At 70.9% G+C, this 14984-nt stretch carries 16 protein-coding genes, 1 tRNA gene and 2 pseudogenes; 13 read left to right on the top strand and 6 right to left on the bottom strand.

The features are described 5' to 3' along the window. Positions 1-413 (top strand): annotated as a pseudogene (locus tag H0X00_RS12680) (NAD(P)(+) transhydrogenase (Re/Si-specific) subunit alpha); the annotation flags it as partial. After that, positions 410-892, top strand: a complete 483-nt coding sequence (locus H0X00_RS12675) for an NAD(P)(+) transhydrogenase (Re/Si-specific) subunit beta (RefSeq protein ID WP_293771377.1) — start codon at positions 410-412, stop codon at positions 890-892. The pseudogene H0X00_RS12680 and the gene H0X00_RS12675, both read left to right, overlap by 4 nt. Here the strand turns inward: H0X00_RS12675 and upp are convergent. After that, entirely contained in the window at positions 851-1492 is a 642-nt protein-coding gene (gene upp / locus H0X00_RS12670; RefSeq protein ID WP_293771374.1) for a uracil phosphoribosyltransferase, read from the bottom strand. The genes H0X00_RS12675 and upp overlap by 42 nt on opposite strands. A gap of 93 nt (positions 1493-1585) precedes the next feature. Between upp and H0X00_RS12665 the strand changes: the two genes are divergently transcribed. From H0X00_RS12665 to H0X00_RS12650, 4 genes are all read left to right on the top strand, one after another. Further along, the gene (locus H0X00_RS12665; protein WP_293771372.1) at positions 1586-2074 is read left to right on the top strand and encodes a tRNA adenosine deaminase-associated protein; all 489 of its coding nucleotides are present in this window, start codon (positions 1586-1588) and stop codon (positions 2072-2074) included. 22 nt (positions 2075-2096) lie between these two features. Further along, entirely contained in the window at positions 2097-2633 is a 537-nt protein-coding gene (locus H0X00_RS12660; RefSeq protein WP_293771370.1) for a tRNA adenosine deaminase-associated protein, read from the top strand. Between the two features lie 29 nt (positions 2634-2662). Continuing rightward, positions 2663-3103 carry a tRNA adenosine(34) deaminase TadA gene (tadA, locus tag H0X00_RS12655; protein ID WP_293771368.1) on the top strand — a complete coding sequence of 147 codons (441 nt, stop codon included), beginning with the start codon at positions 2663-2665 and terminating at the stop codon, positions 3101-3103. 71 nt (positions 3104-3174) lie between these two features. Then, positions 3175-3262 (top strand) — tRNA-Ser (locus H0X00_RS12650). A 138-nt stretch (positions 3263-3400) separates the two neighbouring features. On the opposite strand, the pseudogene H0X00_RS23850 reads toward H0X00_RS12650, so the two are convergent. Continuing rightward, positions 3401-3592: pseudogene (locus H0X00_RS23850) on the bottom strand (site-specific integrase); the annotation flags it as partial. 96 nt (positions 3593-3688) lie between these two features. Then, positions 3689-4615 carry a substrate-binding domain-containing protein gene (locus tag H0X00_RS12645; RefSeq protein WP_293771366.1) on the bottom strand — a complete coding sequence of 309 codons (927 nt, stop codon included), beginning with the start codon at positions 4613-4615 and terminating at the stop codon, positions 3689-3691. 164 nt (positions 4616-4779) lie between these two features. On the opposite strand from H0X00_RS12645, the gene H0X00_RS12640 reads away from it, so the two are divergent. Then, positions 4780-6078, top strand: a complete 1299-nt coding sequence (locus H0X00_RS12640) for an MFS transporter (protein ID WP_293771364.1) — start codon at positions 4780-4782, stop codon at positions 6076-6078. Continuing rightward, positions 6075-6338, top strand: coding sequence for a hypothetical protein (locus H0X00_RS12635; protein WP_293771362.1), 264 nt, complete (start codon positions 6075-6077; stop codon positions 6336-6338). The genes H0X00_RS12640 and H0X00_RS12635 overlap by 4 nt, the downstream gene beginning before the upstream one ends. A 183-nt stretch (positions 6339-6521) precedes the next feature. Here the strand turns inward: H0X00_RS12635 and H0X00_RS23845 are convergent, their stop codons facing one another. Both H0X00_RS23845 and H0X00_RS12625 read right to left on the bottom strand, forming a co-directional pair. Next, entirely contained in the window at positions 6522-7124 is a 603-nt protein-coding gene (locus H0X00_RS23845) for an ATP-binding protein (protein WP_367186591.1), read from the bottom strand. A gap of 192 nt (positions 7125-7316) precedes the next feature. After that, on the bottom strand, positions 7317-7955 hold the full coding sequence (locus H0X00_RS12625; protein WP_293771358.1) for a TetR/AcrR family transcriptional regulator: 639 nt from the start codon (positions 7953-7955) through the stop codon (positions 7317-7319). 71 nt (positions 7956-8026) lie between these two features. Between H0X00_RS12625 and H0X00_RS12620 the strand changes: the two genes are divergently transcribed. Beyond that, positions 8027-9631, top strand: coding sequence for an NAD(P)/FAD-dependent oxidoreductase (locus tag H0X00_RS12620; protein ID WP_293771355.1), 1605 nt, complete (start codon positions 8027-8029; stop codon positions 9629-9631). An 11-nt stretch (positions 9632-9642) separates the two neighbouring features. Here the strand turns inward: H0X00_RS12620 and H0X00_RS12615 are convergent, their stop codons facing one another. Then, positions 9643-10014 carry a DnaJ C-terminal domain-containing protein gene (locus H0X00_RS12615; protein WP_293771353.1) on the bottom strand — a complete coding sequence of 124 codons (372 nt, stop codon included), beginning with the start codon at positions 10012-10014 and terminating at the stop codon, positions 9643-9645. A 128-nt stretch (positions 10015-10142) separates the two neighbouring features. On the opposite strand from H0X00_RS12615, the gene H0X00_RS12610 reads away from it, so the two are divergent. From H0X00_RS12610 to H0X00_RS12595, 4 genes are all read left to right on the top strand, one after another. Continuing rightward, positions 10143-11057, top strand: coding sequence for an alpha/beta hydrolase (locus H0X00_RS12610; protein WP_293771350.1), 915 nt, complete (start codon positions 10143-10145; stop codon positions 11055-11057). Between the two features lie 161 nt (positions 11058-11218). Beyond that, positions 11219-12166 (top strand): hypothetical protein, encoded by a 948-nt coding sequence (locus H0X00_RS12605; protein WP_293771348.1) that lies wholly within the window; start codon positions 11219-11221, stop codon positions 12164-12166. Beyond that, positions 12163-14172, top strand: a complete 2010-nt coding sequence (locus H0X00_RS12600) for an ATP-binding cassette domain-containing protein (protein WP_293771346.1) — start codon at positions 12163-12165, stop codon at positions 14170-14172. The genes H0X00_RS12605 and H0X00_RS12600 overlap by 4 nt, the downstream gene beginning before the upstream one ends. Then, entirely contained in the window at positions 14169-14831 is a 663-nt protein-coding gene (locus H0X00_RS12595) for an ABC transporter ATP-binding protein (protein WP_293771343.1), read from the top strand. The genes H0X00_RS12600 and H0X00_RS12595 overlap by 4 nt, the downstream gene beginning before the upstream one ends. Positions 14832-14984 lie beyond the last annotated feature (153 nt).

The following is a 14984-nucleotide window of genomic DNA, read 5'->3' as shown; positions in this document are numbered from 1 at the left end:
AGCAGGACCTGCTCGGGCCGCACGTCGCGGCCGCCGACGCGGTGATCACCACCGCGGCCGTCCCCGGGCACGACGCCCCCATGCTGATCAGCCGGGCGATGGTCGCGGCGATGCGGCCCGGGTCGGTGGTGATCGACCTGGCCGCCGAGGCCGGCGGCAACGTCGAGGACGTCCGCCCCGGTGCGGAGGAGATGGTCGGCGACGGAGTGCTGCTCTGGGGCGGCGCGGACGTGCCCAGCCAGCTGCCGGCCCACGCCAGCCGGATGTTCGCGCACAACGTGGTCAGCCTGCTGGAGTACCTCGGCCCCGAGGGCGTGCGCGCGCCGGACCTGACCGACGAGATCCTCGGCGCCTGCGCCGTGACCCACGCCGGCCGGATCGTGCACGCCCCGACCGCAGAACTGCTGGCATGACGCCCGAGGAGATCCCGACCCGCCTCGCCGCCGCCCGCCGCGTGGTGATCGTGCCCGGCTACGGGGTCGCGATGTCCCAGACCCAGCATGACCTCGCCCGGCTCGCGGACACGGTGCGCCGGCGGGGGGCCGAGGTCACCTTCGCGGTCCACCCCGTGGCCGGCCGGGTGCCCGGGCATCTCGACGTGCTGCTGGACGCCGCCGGCGTGCCGTGGTCGTCCCGGCGCGATCTCGACACCGCCGCCTTCGATGCCGGCTCGGTCGCTCTGGTGGTCGGCGCCAACGACGTGGTGAACCCGGCGCTGGCGATGCCCGTCCTCGAGGTGGCGCGCGGCGGCGCCGTCGTGGTGTTCATCGATTCGACCGGCCCCGGCTACGCCGGCGTGGTGAACCCGCTCTTCGCGGCCGCGAGCGTGCTGCTCGGCGACGCGGGAGACCTACTGCGCGAGGCCGAAGAGGCGATCGCCCGCATCCCCTAGTCCGGGGACGATGTAGCCGACGTCGTTGAGCCTCTCGTCGACCCCGGCCACCACCAGCGAGACTGATGCCGCATCAGATTTCAGGGCTTCTTCGACGTGCGCGATGCCCTCCGGCGCAGCCAGCAGGCACAGCGCGGTGATCGAGTCGGCGCCGCGGTCGAGCAGGTAGCGAGCCGCCGCGACCAGGGTGCCGCCGGTGGCCAGCATCGGGTCCAGCACGTAGCACTGCCGCCCGGACAGGTCGGCCGGCAGTCGCTCGGCGTACGTGCTCGCCTGCAGCGTCGTCTCGTCCCGGACCAGGCCGAGGAACCCGACCTCCGCGGTCGGCAGCAATCGCATCATCCCGTCGAGCATCCCGAGCCCGGCCCGCAGGATGGGGACCACGAGCGGGTTGGGCAGAGAGAGCCGGACGCCGGTCGCCGGCGCCAGCGGCGTCCGCACGGTGCAGGCCTCGACGCGGGCGTCGCGGGTCGCCTCGTAAGCCAGCAGGGTGACCAGTTCGTCGCACAGGAGCCGGAAGAGGGGACTCGGAGTGCTCGCATCCCGCAGCCACGAGAGCTTGTGCGCCACCAACGGATGGTCGACGACATGGGTGCGCATGGCGGTCAGGTTCTCACGCGCAGGTGCTCGCCCCTGCCCGTCAGCGCCCACATCTGTCAGGATCGAGGTGCACCCCAGGTCAGGGAGTTCGGTATGCCCAGCGAAACGACTGATTTCGCGGTGGTCGTCTACCGGGAGGACGACCGCTGGGTGGCCAGCATGCTTCCGAACCGGGTAGGTCACGACCTCGATGAACTGGTGGATGCCACGCGGCGGCAGGCCGGCGCCGGCGGAGCCATCGGCTTCGTCTCCGTCGAGGACGACTTCTTCGTCGCGGTCCGCATCCGCGGCCAGGACGTCTCGCTGTTGCTCTCCGACGTGACGGCGGCCGGCGAGTCGCCGATCGCCGGTGAGGTGCTCGAAGCGCTCGACCTTCCACTGCCGGGTCCGGAGGAGGACGAGCGCGCCATGCCGGCCGGGGATCTGCAGATTTTCTCCGACCTCGGGTTGAAGGCGATGGAACTCGGCGCGTTGTGCGACGACGACGACCTGTATCCGGATGAAATGCTCGACAGCATCGCGGCGCGTCTCGGGTTCTCCGAGCCGTACCGTCGAGCGCTGGATGCTGCGCTGGCCGATTGACGCTTTTGCTGGGGAGCGGAACGTGGGGTACTTCGCCGTAGTGCTGTCCCGTCATGACGACGGATGGGACGCCAACGACATCGACCTGGACGGGATCGATGATCTGACCGATCTCGCCGACGGGATGCGCGAGTCGTCGGAGTTGTCCGACATCGACTCCACCTCCCTGCTCTTCTTCGAACAGGAGGACGCTTGGTTCGCCGTCGTCCGGGTCGACGGCGAGGACGATCCGCGGGTGTTCGTCTCAGACAGTGATGCCGTCGGCATCTCCGCGTACGCCGAAATGCTCCTCGAGGCGGCCGCGGGCGCCCGGGGTGCCTCGCTCGCCATCGATGGCCTCGAGGTCGAGGCCCCGGCCGACGAGGACGAGGACGATGACGACGAACCGGCGGAACTGGAAAGCGGTCCGGTCGGTGACTCGGAGCTGCTCTCCGACCTCGGCACCGGCAGTGAGGCACTGCTCGCGCTGTGCGCGAAGGAGGGCCTGCTGCCCTCGGAGATCCTCACCACGCTCGCCCAGGCCGTCGGTGCCGCCGAGGCGTTGGAGTCCGTGCGCTGAACGCTCTGCGGTCGGCCTGGGAACCCGCGATGCGCGAGGCGCTGCGCGAGGCCGACGCCGCGATCGCCACGGGTGACATCCCGGTCGGTGCCGTGGTGGTCGATTCCGACGGTGTCGTGATCGGACGCGGCCGCAACCGGCGCGAGGCCGACGCCGACCCGACCGCGCACGCGGAGGTCCTCGCGCTCCGCGAGGCCGCCGGGGCCCGCGGCGAGTGGCGGCTGGCCGGCTGCACGTTGGTCGTCACCCTGGAGCCCTGCACGATGTGCGCCGGCGCGATCGGGCTCTCCCGCGTGACCCGCGTGGTCTACGGCGCGACCGACCCGAAAGCGGGAGCCGTGGAATCACTCTGGGACGTGGTGCGCGACCGACGGCTCAACCACCGGCCCGAGGTGATCAGCGGGGTGCTCGCGCCCGAGTGCTCGGCGGCGCTGTTGGACTTCTTCGCCGCGCAGCGGGACGCTTCATGAGCGACTGGGCGAATTCGGGCCAGGGCTCAAGCGGCCCGGGCGCAAGCGCGCGGCTTGATATCGTCTCCGACGGTGGCGTGTCCGAGCGGCCGAAGGAGCACGCCTCGAAAGCGTGTGATGTGCAAGCATCCGTGGGTTCAAATCCCACCGCCACCGCCAGCTGACCAGCACAAACGCCGGGTGACCCTCCGTGGGTCACCCGGCGTTGTGGTGTCCGGTCTCAGTTCCGGTCTCATTCGCCGGCGGCGGCGCCCTCACGGCCAGGCCTCGTTACCGGTCGCGTTGCCCCCAGAGCAGGACGCCGAGCAGGAGCAGCACGGTCGCCGCCGTGTGGCGGGCGTCGTGCAGGCGGCTGTCCCGTAGGCCGGTGTCGTTCAGCAGGCGCTTCCAATCGGTGCAGTCCGTCCGCGGGTTGACCGGCTGCCCGGTCGGGGTCGCACCGCGCCAGCCGCCGTCCTGCCAGAGCTGTCGGGCCTTGATCCGCTCGGCAGCTGCAGAGCTCGGTGCCGACGGAACGGCGACCAGCTCGGGTGGCTGATGGGTGGGTTCGGTTTCGGGTGAGTGATGGCTGCGTTTGAACGCGAGCTACGGACGGCGGGGTGCGAGGGCTTCGAGGGACCCGAGGTCGGCGGGGTCGTAGCCCGGGAGTGCCGCGATGGAGGCCTGCACCTGGGGCATGCGGGCGGCGCGGATCAGTGGTTCCGCGGCTCCCAGGACATCGCCGGGCATCACGAGGTCGTAGTGCTCCCACGCCAAGGGGAGGAACTCGAGGTCGAGGTCGACGGCGGCGGCACGGACGGCCAACCCGGCGTCGACAACCCCCGAGGCGACCGCGAGGGCGACTTCGAGGTGGGAGTGGAACTCCACACCGGCCGCGGATTCCGGAGTGAGCCCGGCATCGAGCATGAGCTGATCGAGCAGCACCCGGGATCCGGCTCCGTGTTCTCGCTTGGCCATGCGCCGGCCCGCCAGGTCGGCGGGTCCGCGAATGCCCTGGGGATTTCCGCGGGGGAGCAGGAGTCCCTGTTCACGTCGCCAGAGCCGCAACAGGTGCGGGTCGCGATCGCGCAGCAGCGACTGGGCGAACGGCGCGTTGTACTCCCCGGTGTGGTGGCGCAGGTGGATCGCCGCCCCGTCGGCCTCGCCGGCCGCCAGCAACCGCAGCGCCGGGAAGCTGGCCCGGGCCGCCGCGAGCACCACGGAGCGGCCGGCGCTGCCGAGCAGCAACTGCAACCCGGGGTCGTCGCTGCCGGCCAACCGGAAGACACGCTCGCCGTGCAGCAGGTGCAACGCAGCGAGATAGCCGTCCGGGGCGATCCGCGCCCGCCGCCGTGCCTCGATGACGACCACGCCCGCCTGGGCCAGGTGCCGGTAAGCGCGGCTGATGGTGGAGGCAGTCGCGCCGAGCTCGGCGGCGTACACGCGCACCGCAGGTAGCTCGGCTCCGGGCCGCAGCCGACGTGCCCGCACCTTTTCGGCGAGGTCGGTACTGATGTCCAGGTACCGCGTCACAGCTCAGAACCCTAGACGTCCCACCTGGACAAACGCCGACCCGAGCGCCGCTGTGTATCGTGATTCGCGCAGGAACGCTACAGAACGAACCATGATCATTTTAGCGCGTTCAACCCTGCTTCGGCAGTCTGCAGTTTCTGCCGCAGGTGGTGTTCGCTCCGGGCATGACCGCCGATTCGGCGCCTCCGACCACGCCTGGGTCCGAGGCCGCGGCCCCCACGGCACCGGCCCAGGCGGACCAGGCGTGGCTGACCCCCGGAGTGCGCGGCATCGGCGCCGCGAGCTTCCTGGCCGACGTCGGTCATGAGATCCCCACCGCCCTGCTGCCGAGCCTGCTCACCTCGACCCTCGGTGCCCCGGCGGCGGCCCTGGGTCTGATCGAGGGCGTGAGCGACGGGCTGGCCGGAGCCGCGAAGTTCGTCGGCGGCGCGCTGGCCGATGACCCGAAGCGGCGGCGCGCGGTCGCGGTCGGCGGGTACTCCGCGACCGCGGTGCTTGCCTCGCTCACTGGCGCCGCGACCGCGGTTTGGCAAGTCGGGATCCTGCGTTCCGGCGCCTGGGCCGCGCGCGGCCTGCGGGTGCCGGCCCGCAACGCACTGCTCGCCGACATCGTCCCGGCCACGGCGTACGGCCGGGCCTACGGCTTCGAACGAATGATGGACAACCTCGGCGCGATCGGTGGCCCGCTGCTCGCACTCGGACTCGTCGCCCTGGTCGGCGTGCGCACCGCGATCCTGCTCTCGGTGATCCCCGGGCTGCTGGCGGCCCTCGCGATCGTCTACGCGATCCGCAAGGCCCCGCGGGCCGAGGACCGCGAACGCCGCTCGCTACGGATCCGGGTGCGCCCGGTCCTGCGCGGCGACCTCGGCGCCATCCTCGTGGTGATCACCGCGTTCGAGGTCGGCAACGTGGCCGCGACCTTGATGATCCTGCGCGCCAGCGAGCAGCTCGAGCCGGCGCACGGCACCCACGACGCCGGCCAACTCGCCCTCGGCCTGTACATCGCCTACAACGTCGCCGCGACGATCGCCTCACTCCCCGCCGGCCGGGCGAGCGATCGCTGGGGTCGTCAGGGACCGACGTTGGTGATGGCGCTCGGAGTCGCCGTGTTCGCCCTGGCGTACGCCTCCCTGTCCCTCGACGCCACGACCGTGCTCGCCCTCGCCCCCGGGTTCCTGCTCGCCGGCATCGGCATCGCGTGCGCCGAAACCGCCGAGTCCGCGGCCGTGGCCGCCTTCGCCCCGGCGGACCTGCGCGGATCCGCCTTCGGCCTGCTCGCCACCGTCCAGTCGCTGGGCAACCTGGCCGCCTCCGGCATCGCCGGTCTGATCTGGTCGACGGCCGGGCCCGAAGCCGCCTTCCAGTACCTGGTCGCGTGGATGCTCATCGCCGCCGTCGGCTTCGTCGTGCTGCTCCGTCGGGCCGGAACGCGCACGGGCAGGGTCGATGCCGATTCGCGGTGAGGTGGGACGCGGTCAACGGGTCGCCGAAGCTCGCCATCACCGTGGACCCCGATGTGTACGAGCAGGTCCCGGCGGCCGCAAAGGCGGAGGGTTCCTGCGTGTCCGCGTGGATGACGGCGGCGGCCCGACGGGCGCTGACAGTGCGCGCCGGGCTCGCCGCGGTGGCGGAGTGGGAGGCCGAGCAGGTGCCCCTCACCGAGGCCGAACTCGACGCCGCCCGTCAGCGCGTCGCCGGCGCGGCCGGTCGCCGGTCGGCGTGAACGAGGTCGTCTACGACGCCGGCGCACTGATCGCGGCTGACCGCAACGACCGGGAGTTCTGGGCCGACCACCGAGTCCGCCTGGAGCGCGGCCTGATCCCGACCGTGCCGGCTCCGGTGGTCGCGCAGGTCAGTCGCTCACCCCGGGAGGCGTCGCTGCGGCGCCTGCTCCGCGGTTGCGACGTCACGATCTTCGACGAGGCAACAGCCCACCGCGTCGGTTCGGTTCTGGCGCGCGGCTCCAGCTCGGACATCGCCGACGGTGCGGTGGTGGATGCGGCACCCGCGGACGCGGTGATCGTGACCAGCGACCGACCGGACATCTCGCGCCTGCTCGACGCCGTCGGCGGGGCGGCCACCGTTGTCGACATCTGGCCCTGGTCGACCGGTGGCCGGGGTGCCCGGAGCTTCTCGGCGGACGAGCGCTCTCAGGTTGCGGCGACGAGCGTGAACCACACCGCTTTGCCGCGATCGAGCTGTGCCAGTCCCCATTGGTCGGTGAGGGCCGAACCAGCGCGAGGCCGCGACCGGATTCGTCGTTGCAGTCGGCCTCGCTCGGCCGGGGCCGCCCACTACCCCGGTCGCACACCGCGATGCGCACCGTGCAACCGGCGCGGTTGACCTCGATCCAGATGGGGGCAGCGCCGTGGCGCATCGCGTTGGCGACCAGCTCTGTACCGAGCAACTCCGCGTCCGCCGTCTGCTCTGGCGAGAGCGCCTCGCTGCAGGCCTGACGCAGAAATGCGCGTACCCCTCCCAGACTGGACAGGCCTGGCCCGAGCCGCATGCACATTTCTTCGCCATCGCCCAGAACCTGCGGAGTCGCCTCAACGCCGGGGGAGCTACTCATGCGCCGACCAATCCGGGACTCGACCTCGTCCATGACGGTCCTCCCGTGGGGCGAGTTGGGACGTGCAGTCGCCACTCACCAGGGTGTCTGCGGTAAGCCGACCTTCGTCCTACCCGATCTGCAGTGACCTCACGCCCGGGCTAAGCGTCCCTCCAGAGCCGGCATCGGGCGGTGCGCGATCTCGCGGGCGTCGGCGTGCTGCAGCCCGAAGGCGCGCAGCATCATCTCCGCGCCGGCGGCTCCTGTGTCCGGGCCGATCCGACCGGCGAGGACGCCCTTGATCGCGGCAAAGGCGGCGGCGGAGACGGACAACAGGGCCAGGTCGATGTCGACGATGTCGAAGCGGCCTGAGGAGATGCCGCGCTCCAGGGTCTTGCGGGCGTAGGGCAACAGCGAGGTCTCGAACAGGTCGTCCGCAGCGTCGAGCTTGGTCAGGACGGCGGCCAGTTCGGGCTCGTCGGCGGCGAAGCGGATGAAGCGGCGGTAGGCGAAGGACGCGGTCTCCGCGGGGTCGGGGAACTCCAGGGCGCGCGAACCGATCGCGCCGGCGGCGCTGGCCATCACCTCAACCAGGACGGCCTCGACCAGGGCTTCCTTGGACTCGAAGTGGCTGTAGAAGGTGCCGAAGCCGATGTCGGCCATCTCGGTGAGATCGCCTATCCGCAGGTTGGCCTCACCGCTCTCGGCGAGCACCTGACGCGCAGCCGCCAGCAGTCGCTCGCGCGCTTCGAGCTTGCGGCGCTCGCGTCGGCCGGGTTCCTTCTCCACCCCCCGACAGTGCCATAAACGAATGGATTTTCAAACTTGATTCTTCAATCGAGAAGGCGCAGGATGTGTCCATGACCACTTCCTCGCAGTACGACGTCGTGATCGTCGGAGCCGGCCACAACGGACTGACCGCCGGTTGCTACCTGGCCAAGGCCGACAAACGGGTGCTGATCGTCGAGGCGTCGAACCAGGTCGGTGGCATGACCGCGACCAACGCGACGCTTCCCCAGGCTCCGCAGCACCTGTTCAACGAGGGCGCGATCCAGCTGACCGGCGTCTTCCGACTCTCCGGGGTCGCGGAGGACCTGGAGCTGTACAAGTACGGCCTGCGCGAGATCCCGGTCGACCCGTCGCACATCCAGCTCGCCCCCGACGGCAGCTCGCTGGCGATCTGGAAGGACGCCGGCAAGACCGCTGACGAGCTGCGCCACTTCTCCCCGAAGGACGCGCGCGCTTACCTGGAGATGTCGAACGCGATGTACCACGCGATGGGTCCGGTCATCGAGTACATGAAGGTCCACCCGACGCGGCCGTTCAGCAAGGAGCTGCTGAAGGAGACCGTGAAGGCGGCCCCGCACCTGCGCAAGCTGTGGGGCCTCAAGCACATCGTCGGGGCGTCCCACTACGAGTTCCTCGATGAGACGTTCGAGACGGAGCTGCCCAAGGGCGCCCTCTCGGCCATGGCGGCGTTCTCGCAGCTGAAACTGGACATGACGGCGTGGGCGATGATCTACCTCGGCATCGTCCAGCGGGTCGCGAACGCGATGCCGGTCGGCGGCACCGGCGCGCTGCCGGCCGCCCTGCACAAGTGCTTCCTCGCCCACGGCGGTGAGGTCAAGCTCGAGGCCCCGGTCGCGCAGCTGCGCATCGAGGGCGACCGGGTCGGCGCCGTCGAGCTCGAGTCCGGTGAGGTCATCCGCGCCCGCGACGCCGTGCTGACCACCTGCAACCCGATCATCACGCTGACCAAGCTGCTGCCGCCGGGAACGCTGGACCACAAGCTCGAGTCGCGGGCCAAGGACATCCCGATCCGCAAGACGCACGCGACGTCGCTGAAGATCAACGTCGCCACCAGCGGCAAGATCACGATGGAGAAGCACCGTCAGTGGCGCAAGGACAAGCTCGACCCGACCGGCATCCTCGTCGCCTGGCACACCCTCGAGGAGCAGAGCGCCGCGTGGGACGCCACCGTCCGAGGGGAGTGGGCCGACCCGATGCCGGTGCACTGCTCGATCGTCCCGAGCCGGGTCGACCCGACCCAGGCCCCGGAGGGCGGCGACACCTTCTGGCTGTGGTCCGGCATCCCGCCGGTCAACCCGGTCACGCCGTGGGAGGACGTCCGCGACGAGATCGGCGAGCGCGTCATCAAGGACTCCGCGCAGTACTACGTCGGCCTCGACACCCACGAGATCGGACGCACGGTGCTCTGCGGCCCGGACCTGGAGAAGCGGTTCAACGCACCGGCCGGCAACGTCTACCACGTCGACCCGCTGATCACCCGGTTCGGACCGATGCGCCCGGCCCCCGGGCTCGGCCAGTACCGCACGCCGGTGAAGGGTCTGTACCTCTCCGGCGCCGGCACGCACCCGACCGGCGGCGTCTGCTCCCTGCCCGGCAAGCTCGCGGCCGAGACGCTGCTCGGTGACCTGAACAAGGCCGACAAGAAGCGCAAGTAGCGCTCCTGGCGCTAGTAAACCTCGACCACGACGGTGAGGTCACCGAAGCCGTCCGGCGCCGGAGCGCTCACGCGCGGGACCTGGAAGCGGCGGCCGGTGGTCGTGCCCGGCGGGATGCGCAACCGGACGCTGGTTCCCGGAGCGGGAACCATGACCAGCGCTCCGTGCCGGGCCTCGGAAGCCGTGATCGGCACGATCAGGACCAGTTCGGAACCCTGCCGCTCGAACCGCGCAGCCGGGGCAGTGGGTGCTGAAGTGATGGCAGTGATGGGGGTGATGAGGGTGATGGGCACCGCCGGCGCCGAGCCGCCCGGGCGGGAGGCGGGCACGACGGGGCGAGGCTGGGACCAGTACTCCCGCTCGAGCCACGTCATTGTTGTCATACCTGGACTCCTTCCCCCGGCATCTACTGGTACTCCAGAGTTGCCCGGCCAACCGCACAACCGTGTTGCGCCGGGGTGAACTTCGTTGGTCGAGCGAGCCACGATTGGTCCGGGCACGAATGGTCCGCGTGGACGGCGGGCTCCCGGTAGAAATCCAGCGCAGCGGCGAACGCTTCGCCGACGTGGGCGGGTTGTCCCTGTGTTTCGAGAGTTTCGGCGACCCCACCGACGAAACCGTGCTCTTGGTCATGGGCCTCGGCCTGTCGATGCTCTATTGGCGGGAGGAGTTCTGCATCGAGCTGGCCGGCCGCGGGTTCCACGTTGTCCGGTTCGACAACCGCGACGTCGGCCGCTCCAGTGCTGTCTCCGGTCCCGGTATCAGCGGCTGGCAGTTCCTGCGCCGCCGGGCCCGGCCGGTCTACACGCTCGGTGACATGGCCGACGACGCCGCGGGCCTGCTGGACGCGATCGCTGTCGGTTCGGCCCACGTGGTGGGGGTCTCGCTGGGCTCGTTCATCGCCCAGGAGGTCGCGATCCGGCACCCGGAGCGCACCCGCTCGCTGGTCTCGATCATGGGTCGCCCCGGGGACGGCCGGACCGGACGGGTCGCCCGGCGCCTGATCCCGCTGTTCCTGCGACCGGCCCCCCGCACCCCCGACGGCGCGGTCGAGGACCTGGTCCGGGCCTTTCGCCGGATCGGGTCCGCCGGGCGAACCGAGGCGGACGATGCCGACGTGCGCGAGCTGACCCGTCAGTCGATGCAACGCGAGACCGCCAACGGGTCGGGCCGGCAGCTCGCCGCAGCGGTCGGCGAGCGCGACCGCACCGGTGACCTGCAGGGGCTCGAGGTCCCGGCGCTGGTGATGCACGGCGAGAAGGACCGGGTGATCCTGCCCTCCGGCGGCGTCGCCACCGCGGCCGCGATCCCCGGCGCGGAGCTGCTGCTGGTACCCGGCATGGGTCACGACCTGGCGCGCTGGGTGTGGCCCGAGCTGCTGGCCGGCATTGAGCGCACGGCGAGGCGCGCTTCGCACCGCCTCTGAACCGGCCACTTCTCGACCCCCCGGAAGCCTGGCGTCCGTGCCAGTGCCCCCCATGCCATTCCTGGCGGTCACGCAGTGTCAAGGCGCGGCGTCCGGGCGGGCTGGGGGAACCGGGACATACGGGTTAGATTCCCCAGGCGGCTCGAGGAAGGTCCCACCCCGTGCAGCTTGATCTCGTCCCGGAGATCGTCGTCCTCGGCCTGACCGTGGCGGCGCTCTACGGCATGCTCCCGGTCGCGATCGTGCTGACCTACCGGATCAGCCGGACCATCGGCTTCGTCCACGGCGGCATCGCCATCTTCGGCGCGCTGGTCTACTCCTACCTGGTCCGCGGGCCGGCCGACGGCGACGCGGCGCACTTCGGTCACAACGACGCGATCATCGGCACCACGCCCGCGATCCTGATCGCGATCGCGGCCGGAGCGGCCGTGGGCATCGGCTTCGGCGCGCTGGTGATGTCGCGCTGGATGGCCGAGTTGCCCGGTATGACCTTGACCGTGATCTCGATCGCCGGCCTGCTGGTGATCGGCAACCTCTCCGGCTACTACATCCGTCCCGGCGGACTGTCGATCACGCCGAGCCCCTTCGGCGACGGCGGCACCCGGATCGGGGACGTGGTGGTGACCAACCACCGCCTGGCCGCTCTGCTCATCCTGTGCGCGCTGGTGGCGGCGCTGGCCCTGTTCCTCTCGCGCACGTACACCGGGCTGGCGATCCGGGCGATCGCGGACGACGTCGAGGCCAGCGTCTGGTGCGGGGCCAAGCTGCGGCTGATCGGCACCGGGGTCTACGGGGCCTCCGGCGCGATCGCCGCCCTCGGTGGCGCGATGTACGCCGCCGCCGTCGCCGAACCGGTCGACGGCATCCTGCTGCTGCTCGTGCGCGGAATGCTGATCGCGGTGGTCGGCGGGCTGCGCAGCCTGCCGCTGGCCCTCGCCGGTGCGGTGCTCTACGGGATCCTGGAAACCGCGCTGGTGGTCGGCTTCTTCGGCGACGTCTCGGCCGGTGGCCGCGAGGTGACGCTGTCCTGCGCGCTGCTCGCGCTGATCGTGATCGCGGCCCGGGTCCGCAAGGAGTCCTTCTTCCTGCTCGAGCGGCGTCAGGCGTGAGTGGTCTTTTCCGGGCACCCGGCACCGGCATCTTCGAGGGCCTGGAGACCAAGTCCCGCCCCGTCATCCGTGCGATGGGCTCGCCGGCGTCGCTCGTGCTGACCGGTCTGCTCATCGCGTGGGGCCTGCTGATGGCCGACTACCGCGTCTTCGGCCTGACCGCCGCGATCCCGGTCGCGATCCTCGGCCTCGGGCTGCTGGTGCTGCAGGGCTGGGCCCGGGAGATCTCGCTCGCCTCGGCCGGGGTATTCGCCTCGGCGATGTACTACTTCAACTGGCTCAACCGCGACGACCAGGGGCAGGGCCTGCCCTGGATTGTGGCCGCACTGATCGCCATCGCGATCGCCACCACGTTCATGGCCGGCCTCGCGCTGGCCTCCGGGCGACTGCCGGTGATCTACCTGGTGATCCTCACCCTCGGTCTGCAGGTCACCATCGAGAAGACGATCTTCCCGATCGGCTACCTGTCGGGCGGGGTGTCCGGCGGCAACGGCGGCGCCGCCCTGATCGACCCTCGGCCCTCACCGCTGGGGATCGATCTCGTCGGGGATCGCACGTTCTACTTCTTCGCCCTCGGCTGGCTGGCGATCGTGCTGGTCCTGCTGATCCGCCTGCGCCGCAGCCCGGCCGGGCTGGCCTTCTTGGTGATGGGTTCGAACCGGCAGTCCGCCGCAGCCCTCGGTATCCCGCCGGTGCGGTTCCGGATCCTCGCGTTCACCCTCGCCGGATTCCTGGCCGGGGTCGGCGGCGTGCTCGGCTCGATGTTCTACACGACCCCGCCGCTGTTCCTCGGCTGGGACGTGGAGACCTCCCTGCTGCTGCTCTCCATCCCCGTGCTCGCCGGCGTCGACTCGATGGCCGCGGTGATCGTGATGGCGGCCTACCTCTACGTCATGCCGATCGAGCTCGAACGCTGGAGCATCGAGCAGAACTTCATCGCCTCCGTCGCGCTCGGGTTCGGTGCGCTGTTCGGCGCCCGCGGCGTCGGCGGGCGGATGCAGGACCTGGAGCGACGCCGCCGTTACGGAAGGCGCCGGCAGCGGACCAAGCGCAAGCGGATGGCCACCGCTGTGCTGCGCGAGTCGTCCGGGTTGGCCGGGGAGAACACCAGCGTGCTCACCTCCGCGGAGCGAGCCGAATGCCTGGCGGTGCTGGAGCGATGGCTGCCGCCGCGTCCCGAACACGACCTGGCGCTGCGCGCCACCGACCTCCGGCTCTCCTTCGGCCCGATCCATGCGCTGACCGGCGCGAGCGTCGACGTTCCGGTCGGGCAGATGGTCGGTCTGATCGGACCCAACGGCGCGGGCAAGACGACGCTGTTCGACGTGGTCTCCGGCTTCACCACCCCGGAAGCCGGCACCGTCGAGTTGTTCGGCCGCGACGTCACCCGGACCAGTTCCTGGAACCGCTCCCGCCTCGGCATGACCCGCACCTTCCAGAACACCCGGGTGATCCCCGAGCTGACCGCGGGGGACAACATCTGCGGCGGCGCGTGGGCCTCGGTGGACGCGCGCACCGCGTCGTTCCTGGCCGGCCGGCCCTCGGCGTGGGCGAAGCTGCGGGAGGCGGAGGAAGCCGGCTACGCGGCGGCCCGGCTGCTGGACGTGCACCTGTACTGGGACGAGCGGGTCGGATCGCTGGAGTTCTCCGCCCGGCGGCGCATCGAGATCGCCCGCGCGCTGGTCGCCGGCCCCCGGCTGCTGCTCCTCGACGAACCCGCGGCCGGGCTCGACCCGGCGTCGTCCTCGGCGATGTTCTCCCTGATCCGCCGGCTGCACACCGACCTCGGGCTGAGCGTCCTGATCGTCGAGCACTACGTCCGGGCGGTGCTGGACAGCTGCGACCTCGTGTACGTGCTCGCCGAAGGCAGCGTGCTCGCCTCCGGTATCCCGGCCGAGATCGCGGCGAACACCGAGGTGCAGGAGCGCTACCTCGGCACCCGCCTGGACTACCTCCTGGACTTCAGTGAGGACCCGATCCCGCAGGCCCCCGAGGCCGGCCGATGATCCTCGAGGCGGCGGACCTGATCGCCGGCTACAACGGCCAGCCGGTGCTGCACAAGGTTTCCCTCCAGGTCGCGGCCGGCGAGGTGGTCTCCCTGCTGGGCGCCAACGGGGCCGGTAAATCGACGCTGCTCAAGACGATCATCGGCACCGTCCCGGTGATCCAGGGCTACATCCGCCTGGAGGGCACCGGCATCTCGACCTGGTCGCCGGCCAAGCGGGTCGCGGCCGGGATCGGCCTGTCGCCGGAAGGGCGGCGGATCTTCGCCAATCTCTCCACCGAGGAGAACCTGCTGATGGGCGCGGCCTCGTTGCCCCGGGCTCGTAAGCGCGACGGTCTGGACCGGGCTTTCACGCTGTTCCCGGTGCTCGCCGACCGGACCACGCAGAAGGCCGGCACGCTCTCCGGCGGCGAGCAGCAGATGGTCGCGATCGCCCGGGCGATGATGTCCTCGCCCAAGCTGCTGCTGGTCGAGGAGCCCTCCCAGGGTCTCGCCCCGGTCGTGGTCGACGCGGTCTACGCCACCTTGCGGGAGATCGCCGACAGCGGGGTCGCGGTGCTGGTCGCCGAACAGTTCCAGCAGGTCCACGAGGACGCGAGCGACCGGATCCTGGTCATCGACAAGGGCACGATCGTGCCGGACCGCCACCGCACGAGATGACTCCCGCGGGAGCGATCTGACGGAGGCTCAGCTACGCCGCGGGCTCAGCCGGCTAGGCCGTCGATGGCCTGGTCGAGGTTGTCCAGCTGCTGGGTGAGCGCGACCTCGGCCGGGGCCGGGACCGTGGGGTCCGACTCGCCGCCGCCGCTGCGC

It is taken from the genome of Sporichthya sp. (assembly GCF_013815995.1).
Lineage (GTDB): Bacteria > Actinomycetota > Actinomycetes > Sporichthyales > Sporichthyaceae > Sporichthya.
Note: the sequence above shows the minus strand (reverse complement) of the source record. Positions and strands in the feature narration are given on the sequence as shown.

Bases quoted from the DNA above. Each gene is read 5' to 3' on its own strand.
- H0X00_RS12675 (WP_293771377.1), top strand. From the start codon at position 410: ATGACGCCCGAGGAGATCCCGACCCGCCTCGCCGCCGCCCGCCGCGTG.
- upp (WP_293771374.1), bottom strand. From the start codon at position 1,492: ATGCGCACCCATGTCGTCGACCATCCGTTGGTGGCGCACAAGCTCTCG.
- H0X00_RS12665 (WP_293771372.1), top strand. From the start codon at position 1,586: ATGCCCAGCGAAACGACTGATTTCGCGGTGGTCGTCTACCGGGAGGAC.
- tadA (WP_293771368.1), top strand. From the start codon at position 2,663: ATGCGCGAGGCGCTGCGCGAGGCCGACGCCGCGATCGCCACGGGTGAC.
- H0X00_RS12640 (WP_293771364.1), top strand. From the start codon at position 4,780: ATGACCGCCGATTCGGCGCCTCCGACCACGCCTGGGTCCGAGGCCGCG.
- H0X00_RS23845 (WP_367186591.1), bottom strand. From the start codon at position 7,124: ATGCGGCTCGGGCCAGGCCTGTCCAGTCTGGGAGGGGTACGCGCATTT.
- H0X00_RS12620 (WP_293771355.1), top strand. From the start codon at position 8,027: ATGACCACTTCCTCGCAGTACGACGTCGTGATCGTCGGAGCCGGCCAC.
- H0X00_RS12615 (WP_293771353.1), bottom strand. From the start codon at position 10,014: ATGACAACAATGACGTGGCTCGAGCGGGAGTACTGGTCCCAGCCTCGC.
- H0X00_RS12595 (WP_293771343.1), top strand. From the start codon at position 14,169: ATGATCCTCGAGGCGGCGGACCTGATCGCCGGCTACAACGGCCAGCCG.